Source organism: Enterobacteriaceae endosymbiont of Plateumaris braccata (assembly GCF_012563325.1).
Taxonomy (GTDB): Bacteria; Pseudomonadota; Gammaproteobacteria; order Enterobacterales; family Enterobacteriaceae.
This window is the reverse complement of the sequence record NZ_CP046232.1, coordinates 160,188-178,181: the sequence shown is the minus strand read 5'-3', so window position 1 is coordinate 178,181 and position 17,994 is coordinate 160,188. Positions and strand designations below refer to the sequence as shown.

Sequence of the window (17,994 nt, the reverse complement as noted above, 5' to 3'; positions counted from 1 at the left end):
ATGGTTTTAGTAACAAAAAAAGCTCCTGATTTTGATGCTGCAGCAGTTTTAAATGATGGTTCAATTATTAATAATTTTAATTTTACAGAATATTCTAAAAATAATATTACTGTTATATTTTTTTGGCCTTTAGATTTTACATTTGTCTGTCCTTCGGAAATAATATCGATTAATAATCATTATAATGATTTTAGTAGAAGAAATGTAAAAATTTTAGGTATTTCATGTGATTCACAATTTACTCATAATGCATGGCGTAATACTTCTGTTAAAAATGGGGGTATTGGAAAAATAAAATTTATAATGATATCTGACTTAAAAAAAGAAATTCAAAAAAAATATGGTATTGAATATTCTGAATTAGGAATCGCATTAAGAGCTTCTTTTTTAATAGATAAAAAAGGTATTATAAGACATCAATTGGTAAATGATCTACCCTTTGGTAGAAATGTTAATGAAATGATAAGAATGATTGATGCTTTAAATCATTATGAAAAATATGGTGAAGTGTGTCCTGCCCAATGGGAAAAAGGTAAAAAAAGTATAATACCTACATCTATCGGAATAGCTGATTATTTAACTAATAATATAAATGAACTAAATTAATTATTTAAATAAAATATCTGCACATTGTGCACGATAACGTAGTAAATGATCTAATATTGTTATTGCTACCATTGCTTCTCCTATAGGTACAGCTCTTATTCCAACACAAGGATCATGTCTTCCTTGTGTTGTACATTGAACCTCATTATTATCTAAATCTATTGTTCTACTTATCATAGAAATACTAGAAGTAGGTTTTATAGCAAAATTAATAATAATATTTTGTCCTGTACTAATTCCTCCTAAAATACCTCCAGAATGATTACTTTGAAATCCATTGGATCTAATTTCATCACGATAATCACTTCCTAGTGTATTAACAGATTTAAATCCATCACCTATCTCTATTCCTTTAACAGCATTTATACTCATCAAAGAATGAGCTAAATCTGCATCTAATTTATCAAAAACCGGTTCACCTAACCCTACTGGAATATTTTCTATAATAATAGTAATTTTAGCTCCTATAGAATTACCTATCTTTTTTAAATTATTTATCATATTTTTTAAATCTTGTACTTGATGTATATTAGGACAAAAAAAAGGATTTTTATTTACTTCTGACCAACTTTGAAAATCACAAATAATATTACCCATTTGTGATAAATAACCTCTTATTTTGGTATTGTATTTTGTGAATAAATATTTTTTTGCAATAGCACCTGCAGCAACACGCATAGCTGTTTCTCTTGCAGAAGAACGTCCTCCACCTCTATAATCTCTTATGCCATATTTTTTTTGATATGTATAATCAGCATGTCCAGGACGAAATATATTTTTAATATTATTATAATCTTGTGATCTTTGATCTATATTTTTAATCATAAGACCAATGCTAGTTCCAGTAGTTAAACCATTAAATGTTCCAGACATAATTTTAACTATATCTAGTTCTTTTCTTTGAGAGGTATATTTCGAGTATCCAGGTCTTCTTTTGTTTAAATCTTTTTGTAAATCATTTTCTTCTAAAGGAATACCAGGTGGAACACCATCTACAATACATCCTAAAGCAATACCATGAGATTCTCCATAGGTAGTTACACGAAATATTTTTCCTATACTATTACCTGACATATTATTACCTCTTCATTATTCTTATTTTTTTTATTGTATTTCGACTTATTTTAAATATACCTATACCTCCATTTTTTATTTTTAACCATTTAAATTTTACAAAATGATATTTTTTTTTTATATATTTTATTTGATTACCTACTTCACAAATTAAAAAACCCTTTTTTTTAAGAAAAAAAAAAGAATTTAGTATAATTTTATTAATAAGATCTAATCCATTATCTTTGGATATTAATCCTATTTGTGGTTCATATGAATATTCTTTAGGTAAATATTTTAATTCTTTTTTATCAATATAAGGTGGATTAGCTATTATTAAATCATAAGTAGGAAAGGTATATAATTTTTCAAATAAATTACTATGAATTGGAGTAATACGATTTTCTAAACCGTGTAATTCAATATTATATTCAGCAACATGAATAGCATCTAAAGAAATATCAATAGCATCTATATGAGCATTAGGAAATAAATATGCACATGCAATAGCAATACATCCACTTCCAGTACACAAATCTAATATATTTTTAGGAGTAAATGTTAATTTTAATCCATTAAATTGAAATTTATTATTAATTAATTCTGATATTGGTGATCTAGGAATTAATACTCTTTGATCAATATACAATTCATGTCCACAAAACCAAGTTTTATTTGTTAAATATACTACAGGAATCCTATCATTTATTCTTTTAGATACTAATTGAAATATTAATTGTCGTTCCTGTAAAGTTAATTTTGCATCACATATATTATTCCATATGTGTGGTGGTAATCCTAATATAGAAAATATTAATTGAATAGATTCATCTAAAGGATTATTAGTTCCATGACCATACCATATATTAGATATACTAAAACAACTAGCTGACCAACGAACCATATCTTTAATAGATAAAAATTCATTTAAAATCTTTTCTTGAAGAAGATCTTTTAAATTTATATTCATAAAAATAGTAAATTAATAAATAAAATAATTAACAATTCATAATTTGATAAATATAATATAAAATATTTAAAAATGATATAACCATAAATTGATAAATAAAATTTATTATTTAATTTGCTCCCCTGACTGGATTCGAACCAGTGACATACGGATTAACAGTCCGCCGTTCTACCAACTGAACTACAGAGGATTATTAAATATATAATATTATTAATAATATAGTACTGTCAAGAAAATTATTTTAAATTATATTAATAATATATAATTAAATAAAGTTTATATATAATTATTATGTTACAATCAAAATAAATTTTTCAAAATATTATACCGAAGTGGCGAAATAGGTAGACGCAGTTGATTCAAAATCAACCATCATTTTATGATATATCGGTTCAAATCCGATCTTCGGTAATTTATAAGGATTATTATGTTATTTTATAATAAAACATCTAATATTAAATTAAAAAAAATCATGTTTAAAAAAAATGAAGAAAGAAAAATATTATCTTTTTATAAATATTTTTTTATAAAAAATCCATTATCATTATGTAATGATATTTATATTTTGTTCAATGCTTTAGATATTTTAGGTAGAATATATATTTCTCATGAAGGAATAAATGCACAAATTAGTATTCCTTGTTATTTTTATGAAATAATAAAAAATTTTTTATATAAATTACATCCTAAATTAAAAAATTTATATATAAATTTAGCAATAGAACATAAAAAAAATGCATTTTGGGTTTTAAGGGTCATACATAAAAAAAATATTTTAAATGATAATATAAAAAATTTTAATTTTTTAAAATTTAATACTGTTGGAAAATATTTAAATGCTTTTCAGGTAAACAAAATGATAGATAATGTCAATACTATTATTGTTGATATAAGAAATTATTATGAATATGAAATAGGGCATTTTAATAATGCTATTATATTCAAATCATCAAATAGTTTTAGAGAACAAATGTCAATGTTATTATATAATTTAAAAAAATATAAAAATAAAAACATTATTTTATATTGTACTGGTGGTATTCGTTGTGAAAAAGCTACTTCTTGGTTAATATTTAATAAATTTAAAAATATTTTTCATATTAAAGGTGGGATTATTAGTTATATTAATAATGCCAAAAAAAATAATTTACCTATTAAATTTAAAGGCAAAAACTTTGTTTTTGATAATAGAATGTCAGAATTAGTAACTAAGGATATTATCTCACATTGTTATCAATGTAATAATTATTATGATATTCACACTAATTGTAAAAATAATTATTGTCATTTATTATTTATTCAATGTCCTTCATGTAAAGAAAAATATCATAATTGTTGTAGTAAAAATTGTAAAAATATTATTTCTAAATAATGAAGAAATTTCATTAAAATATTTTTTATAAGTTTTTTAATTTTTGAAAATAAATTTCATATTCTTTATTAATATTATCTCCTATAAAATTTTGCCATTCACCCTTTTTAATTATTTTATCATTTGGATATAATGTATTATCATTAATCATATTTTTAGGTAATAATTTTTTTGCTTCTAAATTTGGTGTAGAATATCCTGTTATTTGTGCTACTTGTGCTGCTATTTTAGCTCTTAATAAAAAATTAATTAATTTTAAAGCACCTTCTACATTTTTTGCATTAGAAGGAATAGCAAAACTATCCATCCAAAAAATTCCACCTTCTTTAGGCCAAATAATTTTTAAAGGAATACCTAATTTTTTAACTGCATATGCAGACCCATTCCATATCATTCCTAATGTAGCTTCTCCTTCTATAAAAGGAATACCAGGATTATCTGAATTAAATGTAATAATATTAGGCATTAATTTTTTTAATTCTTCAAATGCAGTTTTAATATGATTTAAATTGGTATCATTCCCTGGATAACCTAATTTCATTAATGCCATTTGAAAAACTTCTCTAGCATCATTAACTAATGAAACGGAATTTTTATATTTAGGATTCCATAAATCAGACCAACTATTTATATTATTTAAATTTATTTCATTACTATTTATGGCAATAGTTGTAACACCCCATATATATGGAATTGAATAATCATTATTAGGGTCAAAAGATTTATTCAAAAATTTAGAATCTAAATTAACAAAATTTGTTAATCTTTTTTTATTAATTTTTTGTAACATTCCTTCATTTCTCATTTTAGCAATAAAATATGTAGAAGGTACAATAAGGTCATAAGATTCTTTTTTATAAGTTTTTAACTTTGCATACATATTTTCATTAGATTCATATGTTGAATAAATAACTTTGATTCCAGTTTCTTTAGTAAATTCTTCTAATAAACCTGCGGGAACATATTCTGTCCAATTATAAAAAACAACTGTATTATTATTAGTAATTGCGTATAAACATTTAATTTGTATATTAAATATCAAAAAAATAAATATTAATTTTATCCAAAAAATCATATTATTTACCTTATTAAGAATAATTATTTTTTATTACTTTATGGCTATAGCTTCAATTTCAATTTTTGCATTTTTAGGTAAACGTGATACTTCTATACAAGTTCTAGCAGGATAATGTGCGTTATTTTTAATAAAAAAATCTTTGTATATATTATTTATAATATTTAAATCATCTAAATTTATTAAATATATTGTAGTTTTTACTATATTTTGAATAGAATAATTTGCTTTATTAATAATATATTTAATATTTTTTAATACTTGTATTGTTTGTTTTTCTATATTAAAACTTTCAATCTTATTATTTAAAGGATTAATAGGTATTTGACCTGAAGTAAAAATTATATTATTAGATATAATTCCTTGTATATATGGTCCTATAGGTATAGGAGCTTTTTTACTATAAATGATATTTTTCATAAAAAATAAATGCCTAAATAAATTTATATTAATTTAATATTTAATATAATTTTACTAATATTATAATATAATTTTAATAATATTGAAAATAAATTATATTTAATAAAATTAATAATTAAAAAATTTTTATATATTGTAAGATATATTTAATATTTATTTTTTAATAAAGTTAATAATATTATTGCTTTAATAACATGAAGTTTATTTTCTGATTGTTTAAAAATAATACTATTTTTAGATTCAAAAACTTCATCTGTAATTTCTAATCCATTAAATAAATTATATTTAGATATAATTGTATTATTAAAATATTTTTTATAATGATTATATAAATGTAATGATGGTAAACAATGCATAACTTTTACATTTTTATTTTTAGTTTTTAATAACAATTTTTTGTTTATTTGATAAATATGTAAATCATGAATTCTTGATTCCCATAATTTAGAAGATTCTCCCATTGACAACCATACATCAGTATAAATAAAATCTGTATTATTTATACCTTCATCAATATTATCTGTTATAAAAATTTTATCTTGATTTAATAAATTATTTAATAATGTATTATTATTAGGCCATAATTTTTTTGGTGATATTAAATTTAAACGAAATCCAATAATTAATGATGCTTCTATAAGACTATTAGCAATATTATTATTTATATCACCTATATACGTTAATATTATTTTGTCTAAAGATTTATTAATTAAATATTCTTGTATTGTTAGTAAATCTGCTAATATTTGGATAGGATGAAATTCTTTTGTTAAACCATTCCAAACAGGAATATTTGAATATTGTGATAAAATTTCTATATCTTTTTGACTTTTTCCTCGAAAAACTATTCCATCATATATTTGACTTAATATACGTGCAGTATCTTTAATTGATTCTTTATATCCTATATGACTGTTATGTTTATCTAAATATGTTATTTTAGCATCTTGATCATAACATGCTATTTCAAAAGAACATCTCGTTCTAGTTGATTCTTTTTCAAAAATCAGAATAATATTTTTATTATATAATTTTTTAATTTCTTTATTTTTTTTTTTATCATTTTTAAGTTTTAATGAAATTCTAAGTAATTCAAAAATATCTCTTTTAGAAAAATCTGATAATTTTAAAAAATGGCGATTATAAAATTGATTCATAATGATTACCCATAAATAAAATTTATATTTAACATAAAATAATTGAATATTTAATATTATAAAATTTTAATTAATTTTTGTTTTTTTATTAACTCTATTTCTATTTTTTTACACTTTTTTAATTTTTGAATATTACTTTCAACAATATTTTTAGGTGCATTTTTTAAAAAATTTTTATTATTAATCATGTTGTTTAAATAATCTATTGATTGTTTATTATATTTTAATTCTTCATTAATTTTAATTAATACATATTTTTTATCAATTAAATCATTATTTATAGGAATCGATAATTCAATATCATCTATTTTTTTTATAAATGATATTTTAGGAAATAATTCTTTTGGTAAAATAAAAAAAATTTGATTAATATTTAAAAAATTTTGCAATAAATTTGCATTATTTTTTAAAAATAAAAATATTTCCTTATTTTTATTTTTTAAATAAAGATTAATTTTTTTATTATTTTTTATATATATTTCAATTTTTATTTTACGAATAACAGTAATTAATTTCATAAAAATTTTAAAAAAATTTACAGCTTCATTATCTATTTCCATTTTATTAAATTTTGGAAAAGATTGTATCATGATACTATCATTATATTGTTCTTCTTTTTTTTTCTTAATTTTCTGCCATATAACTTCAGTTATAAAAGGAATAATAGGATGAGCAAGTTTTAATAGTGACTCAAAAACATTATATAATGTATAAGATATACTCATATATTGAATTTTAATTTTATTTTTAAAAATTATTTTTGCATATTCTAAATACCAATCACAAAATTTATTCCATATAAAATTATATAAAATATTAGTAGCTTGATCGAAACGATATTTATTTAATGCATGTGAATATAATTTTATTACTATATTATATTCACTAATAATCCATTTATCAGCAATAGATAATTTGTCTTTATTACTAATATATTTATATTTTATATTTTTTAAAATAAAAATACTAGCATTCCAAAGTTTATTACAAAAATTACGATAACCATCTAAACGATACATATCCCAATATATATCTCTTCCTGTAGAAGATAAAGCAGCCAATGTAAATCTTAAAGCATCTGTTCCATAACTTTTACTACCATTTGAAAATTGTTTCTTTGTATGATTTTTGATTAATTGTATATATTTTTCTTCTGTTATATTAACAAGTCTTTTTTTTAATAAATCATTAAATGAAATACCATCAATAATGTCAATTGGATCAATAACATTACCTTTGGATTTTGACATTTTTTTCCCTTTTTCATCTCTAATTAATCCAGTCATTAAAATATCTTTAAATGGAATTTGTGGTGTATTATCTTTATTTTTAACAAAATGCATTGTCATCATAATCATTCTAGATATCCAAAAAAATATGATATCAAAACCACTAACAATAACATTTGTTGGATGAAAAAGGGAAAATTCTTTTGTATAAGTTGGCCAATCTAAAGTAACAAAAGTCCATAAACTAGATGAAAACCAAGTATCTAATACATTTTTATCTTGTTTAATAAAAAAATTTTTTTTTAAATTATATGCAACACGTATTTCTTTTTCATTTTTTCCAACATAAATTTTTTTATTAATATCATACCATATTGGTATTTGATGTCCCCACCATAATTGACGAGATATACACCAATCTTGAATATTGTTCATCCAAGAATAAAACATATTTTCATAAATTTGAGGAAAAAATTTAATCTGTTTTTTTTTAACTGCATTTATTGCTGTTTTAGCTAATTTTTTAATATTTAAATACCATTGACTAGTTAACATAGGTTGAATAATAGTATTACTACGAGAACTATATGGTACTAATATTAATTTTTGTTCATATAATTCAAGTAATCCATCATTTTTAATCATATTAATAATAATTTTTCTTGCTTTTATATAATGTAAATTTTGAAATATATTAGGTATATTGTTAGAATAAATTTTTATTTTTTTACCATAAATATCATAAATTTGGTATTTATTTAAAATAATACCATGACTATTAAATATATTTATTAAAGGTAAATTATTTCTTACTGCTACTTGATAATCATCGAAATTATGTGCTGGACTTATTTTTACACATCCAGTTCCTTTATTTATATCTGCATGATTATCTATAATAATAGGTATTTTTCTATTTATTAATGGTACTATTACAAATTTTCCTATTAAATTAGAATAACGTTTATCTAATGGATTAATAGCTATAGCAGTATCAGCTAATAATGTTTCTGGCCTTGTAGTAGATATAACTAAATAATTTTTACCAGTTAATGTTGTTATATTTTTTTCTAATGAATAACGAATATACCAAATGTAAGTATTAAGTTTTTTATGTTCTACTTCTAAATCAGATATTGCAGTATGAAGTTTTAGATCCCAGTGTGTTAATCTCTTTTTTTTATATATTAATCCTTCTTTATAGAGAGATATAAAAATATTTATTACAGATTTAGAAAAATTATCATCCATGGTAAATCTTTTACGATTCCAATCTGCAGACAAACCTAATCTACGCATTTGATTAAATATTATATTACAACATTTTTTTTTCCATTTCCACACTTCATTTAAAAAAAAATTTTTATCATATTGACATCGAGTTTTATTTTTTTTTATAAAAAATTTTTGTTCTATCATACTTTGAGTAGCAATTCCTGCATGATCAGTACCTATTTGACATAAAATATTTTTTCCTAACATACGTTGATAACGTGTTATTATATCAATAATAATATATTGTAATGCATGTCCCATATGTAAAGAACCAGTAATGTTAGGTGGTGGTACCATAATAGAAAAATTATTTTTTGATTTATCCGTTGTACATTTAAAATATCCATTATTTTCCCAAAAAAAATATATTTTTTTTTCAAATTCTTTAGGATTATATATTGTATGCATTATAAAATAATATCCTTTTATATAAAATTATTTATAATAATTAATTCTTATTATTTGAATAATTTAATAAAAATTGACATAACATATTAACAGGTCTACCAGATGCAAAAGCTTTATTATTTTCATTATAATTCCATGCTGTTCCTGCAATATCTATATGAGCCCATTTATATTTTTTAGTAAATTTTGATAAAAAACATGCTGCTGTAATAGCTCCACCAGCATTAGAATTTCCAGTATTTCTTATATCAGCGATATCTGATTGTAATTGATCATAATAATTTTTATCATTAATAGGTAATTCCCAAACACGATCATCTACATCTAGTGATGCTTTTATTATGTTTTTTGATAATTCTAAATTATTAGACATAAGTCCACTAATATTATTTCCTAATGCTATTACACAAGCTCCTGTTAATGTTGCAATATCAATAACTATAGAAGGATTAAATCTATTTACATATGTTAATACATCACATAAAACTAATCTTCCTTCTGCATCAGTATTAATTATTTCTACTGTTTTTCCTGACATTGTTTGAATAATATCACTAGGACGAAATGCATTACTATCAGGCATATTTTCACATCCTGCAATAATACCAATAACTTTAAGTGGTAATTTTAATTCAGATATAATATTCATTACTCCATATACACATGCTGCACCACACATATCATATTTCATTTCATCCATATTAAAACTTGGTTTTAATGATATTCCTCCTGAATCAAAAGTTAAACCTTTGCCTATTAAAACTATAGGTTGACTATGATCAAATAAATTATCATATTTAATAACAGACATTACTGATTTATTTTTTGAACCATGACCTACAGCTAAGTAAGCATTCATACCTAAATGTTTCATTTTTACTTCATCAATAATTTCTACCGAAATATTTTTTATATATTTTTCAGATAATTTATATGATTTTAAAGATAAATATTGAGGATTACATATATTAGGAGGTAAATTTGCAATATTTTTAGTTTGTATTATTCCAATACTAATTGCTTTAGAATGTGTAATTGCTTTTTTATAAACTTGAATATTATTATTATTTATATTAAATTTAATAAGATCTAATGTATATTTTTTTATTTTTTTAAATTTGTTAAAAGTATAGATATTTTCTTCGATAATACTTATCGTATCTCTTATATTCCAATATAAGTCAATATTTTTAATGATTAAATCTGTTAAACACCAAAAAATATCTTTTATTTTAATTGTTTTTAATTGATTTATTACTTTTTTAATAATAATTTTATTTTTTTTTCTATTAAATTTTTCTTTAATACCACATCCAATAATTAATATTTTTTTTATTAAAATATTAGGTACTTCATATAACATAATTATTTGATTCATTTTTCCTTTAAAATTATTATTTTTTAAAATATTTAATATATAATTATTAGATATCGTATTTAAAATATTAGCAATATAAGATAATTGATATTTTTCAAATATTCCAATAACCATACAATCTGATTTATATTTTTTTGAAAAATTTATTTTTTCTGCTAAATATTTCATCATTATTCTCCAATTATATTACAAAAACAAATTAAATTATTATATTATTACATATAATATAAAATTGTGAAAATAATTGTTTCTATATAATTTTATATTATACAAAAATATATTTAATATATAAATTAATTTAAATATTTATTTTAAATCAAATTTAAAATAAATTTTACATTTAGACTTGATGCTTTGAGATGAGTCCCCATTTTCCTTTCATCAAGGATTATGATTTTTAAAAATATATCATGTTAAATTTATTAAATGATTTATATAATTAAATAATATTTTATAGAGGAGTACTATTTGAATGGGTAAAATAATTGGTATCGATTTAGGTACAACTAATTCTTGTGTTGCTATAATAGATGGGACAAAAGCTCGTGTACTAGAAAATGCAGAAGGTGATAGAACTACTCCTTCTATTATTGCTTATACTAAAGATGGTGAAATTTTAGTAGGTCAACCAGCTAAACGTCAGGCTATTACTAATCCACAAAATACTCTTTTTGCAATTAAGAGACTTATTGGCCGTCGTTTTCAAGATGAAGAAGTACAACGTGATATAAAAATTATGCCTTATAAGATTGTTGAATCTAATAATGGTGATGCATGGTTACATGTTAAAGGAAAAAAAATAGCACCACCACAAATATCTGCTGAAGTATTAAAAAAAATGAAAAAAACTGCAGAAGATTTTTTAGGCACTAAAGTTAGTGAAGCTGTAATTACAGTTCCTGCTTATTTTAATGATGCTCAAAGACAAGCTACTAAAGATGCAGGTCGTATAGCGGGATTAGAAGTAAAACGTATTATTAATGAACCAACAGCTGCAGCTTTAGCCTATGGATTAGATAAAGGAAAAGGTAATCATACTATTGCAGTATATGATTTAGGTGGTGGTACATTTGATATTTCAATTATTGAAATAGATGAAGTTGATGGAGAAAAAACTTTTGAAGTATTAGCAACAAATGGTGATACTCATTTAGGAGGAGAAGATTTTGATAGTCGTTTAATTAATTATTTAGTATCAGAATTTAAAAAAGATCAAGGAGTTGATTTGACTAATGATCCATTAGCAATGCAACGTTTAAAAGAAACTGCAGAAAAAGCAAAAATTGAATTATCATCAACTCAACAAACAGATGTTAACTTACCATATATTACTGCAGATTCTTCGGGTCCTAAACATTTAAATATCAAAGTGACAAGAGCAAAATTAGAATCTTTAGTTGAAGATTTAATAAATAAATCAATAGATCCATTGAAAATGGCTTTAAAAGATGCACATTTATCTATTTCTGATATTAATGATGTAATTTTAGTAGGTGGACAAACAAGAATGCCTATGGTTCAAAAAAAAGTTGCTGAATTTTTTGGTAAAGATCCTAGAAAAGATGTTAATCCTGATGAAGCAGTTGCTATTGGAGCTGCTGTTCAAGGTGGTGTATTAGCTGGTGATGTAAAAGATGTATTATTATTAGATGTTACTCCTTTATCATTAGGAATAGAAACAATAGGAGGTATTATGACTCCTTTAATTAATAAAAATACTACTATTCCTACAAAACATAGTCAAATTTTTTCAACTGCTGAAGATAATCAATCTGCTGTTACTATTCATGTTGTTCAAGGAGAACGTAAAAGAGCAAATGATAACAAATCTTTAGGACAATTTAATTTAGATGGTATTAGTCCTGCACCTCGTGGTATTCCACAAATAGAAGTTACTTTTGATATAGATGCTGATGGAATATTACATGTATCTGCAAAAGATAAAAAAAGTGGCAAAGAACAAAAAATTATAATAAAAGCTTCATCCGGTTTAAATGAAAAAGAAGTAGAAAAAATGATAAGAGATGCAGAATCTAATGCAGAATCAGATCTTAGATTTGAAGAATTAATTAAAATACGTAATGAATCTGATCAACTTATTCATAGTACAAAGAAAAAAATGGTAGAAGTTGGTGATAAACTTACTAAAGAAGATAAATCTTTTATTACAAATGCAATAGATCAACTTAACATATCATTAAAAAAAGAAGATAAAAATGACATTCAAACAAAAATGCAATTATTAATTCAAGCATCTAGTAAAATTTCAGATATTATGGAAAATAATAATCAACAAAAAATGAATAATAATAAAAATAATAGTAAATCTAAAAATAAAAATAATAATGTTGTTGATGCTGAGTTTGAAGAAGTAAAAAATAATAAAAAATAATTGCCTTCTCAATCATTAAATTATTTTCACTAATTAATTATAGAAATTATATTAATACCGATTTATTATATTAATAAATTTTATTTTTAATATATAAACGGTATTAAAATTATAAGATTAGGAAAGGTAGTAATATATTATGTCAGAAAAAGATTATTATGAAATTTTAGGTGTTGCTAAAAATGCAAAAGATCGTGAAATTAAACAAGCTTATAAACGTTTAGCTATAAAATTTCATCCAGATCGTAATCAAGGAAAAAAAGAAGCTGAAAATAAATTTAAAGAAATTAAACAAGCTTATGAAATTTTAAGTGATAAACAAAAAAGATCTGCTTATGATCAATATGGACATTCTGCTTTTGAACAAGATAATATTAATAATACAACCGATTTTGGTGATATTTTTGGAGATGTTTTTGGAGATATTTTTGGAAATTCAAGAAATTATAAATCTAATAAAGGTAATGATTTAAAATATGCTATTAATATTTCTTTAGAAGAAGCAGTTAAAGGAACAATAAAAGAAATAAAAATTCCATTTTTAAAAAAATGTACTAATTGTAATGGTACTGGAGCTCAAGGTTCTCTTCAGAATTGTTATACTTGTAATGGTCATGGACAAATACAAATGAGACAAGGATTTTTTACTGTACAACAAACTTGTCCTAATTGTAATGGTAAAGGTACCTTAATAAAAAAATTATGTATTACATGTAAAGGAAAAGGGAAAGTAGAAAAATATAAAATTTTATCTATAAAAATTCCATCAGGTATTAATACTGGAGATCGTATTAGATTGAATGGAGAAGGAGATTTAGGTAATAATGGTGCCCCTTCTGGGGATTTATATATAGAAATAAGGATTAAAAAACATCCTCTTTTTGTAAGAGAGGAAAATAATTTGTTTTGTGAATTACCTATTAATTTTTCTATAGCAGCATTAGGTGGGAATTTAGATATTCCGACATTAAACGGATATGTAAAAATTAAAATTCCTCCAGAAACTCAAACAGGTAAAATATTTAGATTACGTAATAAGGGGATTAAATCTATAAGAGATAATCTTATTGGAGATTTATTATGTAAAATTATTGTAGAAACACCAGTAAATTTAAATGATAAACAAAAAATAATGTTACATAATCTGGGAAAAACTTTTTTTAAATCAAATAATTATAAAAATATTCCTAAATATAAAAAATTTATAAAAAATATAAAACTTTTTTTTGATAATTTAAAAAATTAATTACAATAGAGGGTATAGAAAATAAAATTTTATTTTCTATACCCTCTATTGTAATTTTAAATGTTAACTATTTAATTTTCCATGACAAAATTTATATTTTTTTTTCGAAGAACATGGACATAAATCATTTCTACCAATTTTTTTTAACGAATAAATATTATTATTTTGTTTTTTTTTATCTATAAAATAACGATAATCTTCTTGAGAAAGATTTAAACTATTTATAATTTTTTCGTTATTTTTATTTCTAAAATTTTTTAATTGTATTGAAGATTTAATTCTATTTTTTTCTGGTAAACTGATTGATATTTGACTTATTATAATAATAATTTCTTTTTTTAATAAATCTATCATTGAACGAAACATATGAAAAGATTCAATTTTATATTCTTGTTTAGGATCTTTTTGTGCATATCCTCTTAAATGAATTCCTTCTCTTAAATAATCCATAGCAGAAAGATGTTCTTTCCATAAACTGTCTAATAATTGAAGCATTATATTTTTTTCAAAATTACGTATAATATCATTACCTAATATTATTTCTTTTTTATTATATTCTTGCTCAGAAAACTCAATTATTTTTTTTAAGAAATTTTTCTTATTAATAGTTTTTACATTATTCTTTTCAGAAACTTGTAATAATTTATTAATAGGTAAATATATATGAAATTTTTTTTTAAAAAAATTATCTAATTTTATTAAATTCCATTCATCTTCTGAAAAAAAATTAGATTTTATACATTTATCTATAATTTTTGTAAATACATCAATTCTAAATTGTTTTATAATTTTATAAACATTAATAGTTTGTAATAATTTATTTCTTTGTTTATATATAGCTAAACGCTGATCATTAGCTATATTATCATATTCTAATAATTGTTTACGTATATCAAAATTATAATTTTCTACTTTTTCTTGTGCTCTAGCTATAGCTTTAGTTATCCATGGATGTTCAATAGATTCATTTTCTTTCATACCAAATTTATACATAATTTTTGATATTTTATCTGGAGCAAAAATACGCATTAATGAATCTTCCATAGATAAATAAAATCTTGAAGAACCACAATCACCTTGACGTCCAGAACGTCCTCTTAATTGATTATCAATTCTTCTAGATTCATGACGTTCAGTACCGATAACATGTAATCCTCCTAATAATAAAACTTCATTATGTTCTTTTAACCAAGACAACTTTATATTTTGTATTTGATCTTCACTTAATTTATTATCTAATTTTAATTGAATATTACCACCTAAAACAATATCTGTACCTCTTCCTGCCATATTAGTAGCAATAGTAACAGCATTTTTTTTACCTGCTTGAGATATAATTTCAGCTTCTTTCAAATGTAATTTTGCATTTAAAACATTATGTTTAATACCCATTAAAGTTAATTTTTTTGAAATTAATTCTGATTTTTCTATTGAAATGGTACCAACTAATACTGGTTGACCTTTATAATATTTATTTTTTATATCATTTATAATAGCTTTAATTTTTTCTTTTTCAGTAATATATACTAAATCAGATAAATCTTCTCTTATCATTGGTTTATTAGTAGGAATAACAATAGTATCTAATTTATAAATTTCTTTAAATTCAAATGCTTCCGTATTAGCAGTACCTGTCATTCCTGATAACTTTTTATATAACCTAAAATAATTTTGAAATGTAATAGAAGCTAAAGTTTGATTTTCACTATTAATTTTTACATTTTCTTTTGCTTCTATAGCTTGATGTAATCCATCTGACCATCTTCGTCCTTGCATAATACGTCCTGTGTGTTCATCTACTATAATAATTTGATTATTTTTTACAATATAATCAATATTTTTCTTAAATAATTTATGAGCTCTTAAACCAGCAATAATATGATGCATAATAATAATATTAGAATTAGAATATAGTGATTCTTCTTTCTTTATAATTTTTTTTTCTACTAAAATTTTTTCTATATAAATTAATCCATTTTCTGTTAAATATGCTTGACGTGATTTTTCATCTATAAAGTAATGTCCTTCACCTTTAGAAAGGTTAGAATTTTCTTTTTCTTGATATATTAATTTTGGAATAATTTTGTTAATTTGAATATATAATTTTGAATTATCTTCAGTAGGACCAGATATTATTAATGGAGTTCTTGCTTCATCTATAAGAATAGAATCAACTTCATCTATTATAGCATAGTATAAATTTCTTTGTACTTTGTCCGAATAATGAAAAACCATATTATCTCTTAAAAAATCAAACCCAAATTCATTGTTTGTACCATAAGTAATATCGGCTAAATAAGATATTTTTTTTTCACTAGGTGACATTCCTGATAAATTAACACCAACAGTTAATCCTAAAAATTCAAATAATATTTTATTATTTTCTGCGTCACGTTTAGCTAAATAATCATTTACAGTAACAATATGAACATTATTACCGGTCAAAGCATTAAGATAAGCTGGTAATGTTGCTGTTAAAGTTTTTCCTTCACCTGTGCGCATTTCAGCAACACAATTATTGTTTAATACTATTCCTCCTATTAACTGGACATCAAAATGTCTCATACCAAATAATCTTTTACTTGCTTCTCTAACTACTGCAAAAGCTTCTGGTAAAATATTTTCTAATGTAATATTTTCTTTTATTTTTTTTTTAAATAAAAAAGTTTTATTTTTTAATTCTAGATCAGTTAATTTTTCAAAATTTTTTTCCAAACTATTTATATAGTTGACTATTTTTTTTATACGGCGTAAAACATGATCATTATGACTACCAAAAATTTTTGATAAAAAATTTTTTAACATATATATACTCTTAAATAAAATTTATGATGATATTTAAAAAGTGTAAAATTATTAATTTAAACTATTAAATAATTATTTAAATTAATTATATTAAAAGGATAAATATTTTTATGCGTAATAATAAATTACTTTCAATTAAAAAAATATTTTATAATAGACATAATTATTCATATTATTCAAAAATATTTATAAAATTAAAATTACATATAAATATTCTAAACAAAATCAATCAAATAATTAAAAATTATTTTCCAAAAAAATTACATAATTGGTATAATGCAAAAAGTTTTGTAAACAATATTTTAATTATAGAAACAAATAATTCTAGTTCTATGATGAGATTTTTATATGTAAAACAAAATATTATATCACTTTTAAAAAAAAATATTTTACCTTCTTTAAAAAATATAAATATTAAAATTAATCCAACGTTATTAACAAGTAATAATACTACTCATAATAAATATTTATTTAAACAAAATATTTTAAGTAAAAATAGTGCTATAAAATTACTTAATTTAGCTAAAAAAAGTCCTATAAAATTACGTTATATCATAGAACAATTAGCATCTTTAGCTAATTTAAACTAATTAAAATATAAATTTTGC

12 protein-coding genes, 2 tRNA genes and 1 pseudogene are annotated in these 17,994 nt (G+C 21.8%); 6 read left to right on the top strand and 9 right to left on the bottom strand.

Features of this window, described 5'->3' with window-relative positions:
- Entirely contained in the window at positions 1 to 606 is a 606-nt protein-coding gene (locus tag GJT80_RS00845) for a redoxin domain-containing protein (RefSeq protein ID WP_168867510.1), read from the top strand.
- Here GJT80_RS00845 and aroC read toward each other — a convergent pair whose 3' ends face one another.
- The 3 genes from aroC to GJT80_RS00830 form a co-directional block, all read right to left on the bottom strand.
- Positions 607 to 1,680 carry a chorismate synthase gene (gene aroC / locus GJT80_RS00840; RefSeq protein ID WP_168867509.1) on the bottom strand — a complete coding sequence of 358 codons (1,074 nt, stop codon included), beginning with the start codon at positions 1,678 to 1,680 and terminating at the stop codon, positions 607 to 609. It abuts the gene before it with no gap.
- A gap of 4 nt (positions 1,681 to 1,684) precedes the next feature.
- Positions 1,685 to 2,629, bottom strand: coding sequence for a 50S ribosomal protein L3 N(5)-glutamine methyltransferase (prmB, locus tag GJT80_RS00835; protein WP_168867508.1), 945 nt, complete (start codon positions 2,627 to 2,629; stop codon positions 1,685 to 1,687).
- Positions 2,630 to 2,746: 117 nt separating this feature from the next.
- A tRNA-Asn gene (locus tag GJT80_RS00830) sits at positions 2,747 to 2,819 on the bottom strand.
- Positions 2,820 to 2,955: 136 nt separating this feature from the next.
- Here GJT80_RS00830 and GJT80_RS00825 point away from each other — a divergent pair.
- A tRNA-Leu gene (locus GJT80_RS00825) sits at positions 2,956 to 3,040 on the top strand.
- Positions 3,041 to 3,056: 16 nt separating this feature from the next.
- Complete coding sequence (trhO, locus tag GJT80_RS00820) at positions 3,057 to 4,001, top strand: oxygen-dependent tRNA uridine(34) hydroxylase TrhO (RefSeq protein ID WP_246208519.1); 945 nt, start codon at positions 3,057 to 3,059, stop codon at positions 3,999 to 4,001.
- Positions 4,002 to 4,026: 25 nt separating this feature from the next.
- Here trhO and GJT80_RS00815 read toward each other — a convergent pair.
- The 5 genes and pseudogenes from GJT80_RS00815 to GJT80_RS00795 form a co-directional block, all read right to left on the bottom strand.
- Positions 4,027 to 5,001 (bottom strand): annotated as a pseudogene (locus tag GJT80_RS00815) (extracellular solute-binding protein); the annotation flags it as partial.
- A gap of 108 nt (positions 5,002 to 5,109) precedes the next feature.
- Positions 5,110 to 5,496 (bottom strand): Rid family detoxifying hydrolase, encoded by a 387-nt coding sequence (locus GJT80_RS00810; protein ID WP_168867506.1) that lies wholly within the window; start codon positions 5,494 to 5,496, stop codon positions 5,110 to 5,112.
- 146 nt (positions 5,497 to 5,642) lie between these two features.
- A complete protein-coding gene (gene argF / locus GJT80_RS00805; protein WP_168867505.1) occupies positions 5,643 to 6,653 on the bottom strand; it encodes an ornithine carbamoyltransferase in 1,011 nt (336 codons plus the stop codon).
- Between the two features lie 56 nt (positions 6,654 to 6,709).
- Positions 6,710 to 9,565: a valine--tRNA ligase gene (locus tag GJT80_RS00800; protein ID WP_168867504.1), complete on the bottom strand. Its 2,856-nt coding sequence runs from the start codon at positions 9,563 to 9,565 to the stop codon at positions 6,710 to 6,712.
- Positions 9,566 to 9,605: 40 nt separating this feature from the next.
- On the bottom strand, positions 9,606 to 11,111 hold the full coding sequence (locus tag GJT80_RS00795) for a leucyl aminopeptidase (protein WP_168867503.1): 1,506 nt from the start codon (positions 11,109 to 11,111) through the stop codon (positions 9,606 to 9,608).
- A gap of 304 nt (positions 11,112 to 11,415) precedes the next feature.
- Between GJT80_RS00795 and dnaK the strand changes: the two genes are divergently transcribed.
- Together dnaK and dnaJ are read left to right on the top strand one after the other, a co-directional pair.
- On the top strand, positions 11,416 to 13,335 hold the full coding sequence (gene dnaK / locus GJT80_RS00790; protein ID WP_168867502.1) for a molecular chaperone DnaK: 1,920 nt from the start codon (positions 11,416 to 11,418) through the stop codon (positions 13,333 to 13,335).
- A gap of 139 nt (positions 13,336 to 13,474) precedes the next feature.
- On the top strand, positions 13,475 to 14,581 hold the full coding sequence (gene dnaJ / locus GJT80_RS00785; RefSeq protein ID WP_168867501.1) for a molecular chaperone DnaJ: 1,107 nt from the start codon (positions 13,475 to 13,477) through the stop codon (positions 14,579 to 14,581).
- 63 nt (positions 14,582 to 14,644) lie between these two features.
- Here the strand turns inward: dnaJ and secA are convergent, their stop codons facing one another.
- Positions 14,645 to 17,386 (bottom strand): preprotein translocase subunit SecA, encoded by a 2,742-nt coding sequence (secA, locus tag GJT80_RS00780; protein WP_168867500.1) that lies wholly within the window; start codon positions 17,384 to 17,386, stop codon positions 14,645 to 14,647.
- A gap of 110 nt (positions 17,387 to 17,496) precedes the next feature.
- Here secA and GJT80_RS00775 point away from each other — a divergent pair, with 110 nt between their 5' ends.
- Positions 17,497 to 17,976 carry a DUF721 domain-containing protein gene (locus tag GJT80_RS00775; protein WP_168867499.1) on the top strand — a complete coding sequence of 160 codons (480 nt, stop codon included), beginning with the start codon at positions 17,497 to 17,499 and terminating at the stop codon, positions 17,974 to 17,976.
- The last annotated feature ends 18 nt before the right edge of the window (positions 17,977 to 17,994 follow it).

Bases quoted from the DNA above. Each gene is read 5' to 3' on its own strand.
- GJT80_RS00845 (WP_168867510.1), top strand. From the start codon at position 1: ATGGTTTTAGTAACAAAAAAAGCTCCTGATTTTGATGCTGCAGCAGTT.
- aroC (WP_168867509.1), bottom strand. From the start codon at position 1,680: ATGTCAGGTAATAGTATAGGAAAAATATTTCGTGTAACTACCTATGGA.
- prmB (WP_168867508.1), bottom strand. From the start codon at position 2,629: ATGAATATAAATTTAAAAGATCTTCTTCAAGAAAAGATTTTAAATGAA.
- trhO (WP_246208519.1), top strand. From the start codon at position 3,057: ATGTTATTTTATAATAAAACATCTAATATTAAATTAAAAAAAATCATG.
- GJT80_RS00810 (WP_168867506.1), bottom strand. From the start codon at position 5,496: ATGAAAAATATCATTTATAGTAAAAAAGCTCCTATACCTATAGGACCA.
- argF (WP_168867505.1), bottom strand. From the start codon at position 6,653: ATGAATCAATTTTATAATCGCCATTTTTTAAAATTATCAGATTTTTCT.
- GJT80_RS00800 (WP_168867504.1), bottom strand. From the start codon at position 9,565: ATGCATACAATATATAATCCTAAAGAATTTGAAAAAAAAATATATTTT.
- GJT80_RS00795 (WP_168867503.1), bottom strand. From the start codon at position 11,111: ATGAAATATTTAGCAGAAAAAATAAATTTTTCAAAAAAATATAAATCA.
- dnaK (WP_168867502.1), top strand. From the start codon at position 11,416: ATGGGTAAAATAATTGGTATCGATTTAGGTACAACTAATTCTTGTGTT.
- dnaJ (WP_168867501.1), top strand. From the start codon at position 13,475: ATGTCAGAAAAAGATTATTATGAAATTTTAGGTGTTGCTAAAAATGCA.
- secA (WP_168867500.1), bottom strand. From the start codon at position 17,386: ATGTTAAAAAATTTTTTATCAAAAATTTTTGGTAGTCATAATGATCAT.
- GJT80_RS00775 (WP_168867499.1), top strand. From the start codon at position 17,497: ATGCGTAATAATAAATTACTTTCAATTAAAAAAATATTTTATAATAGA.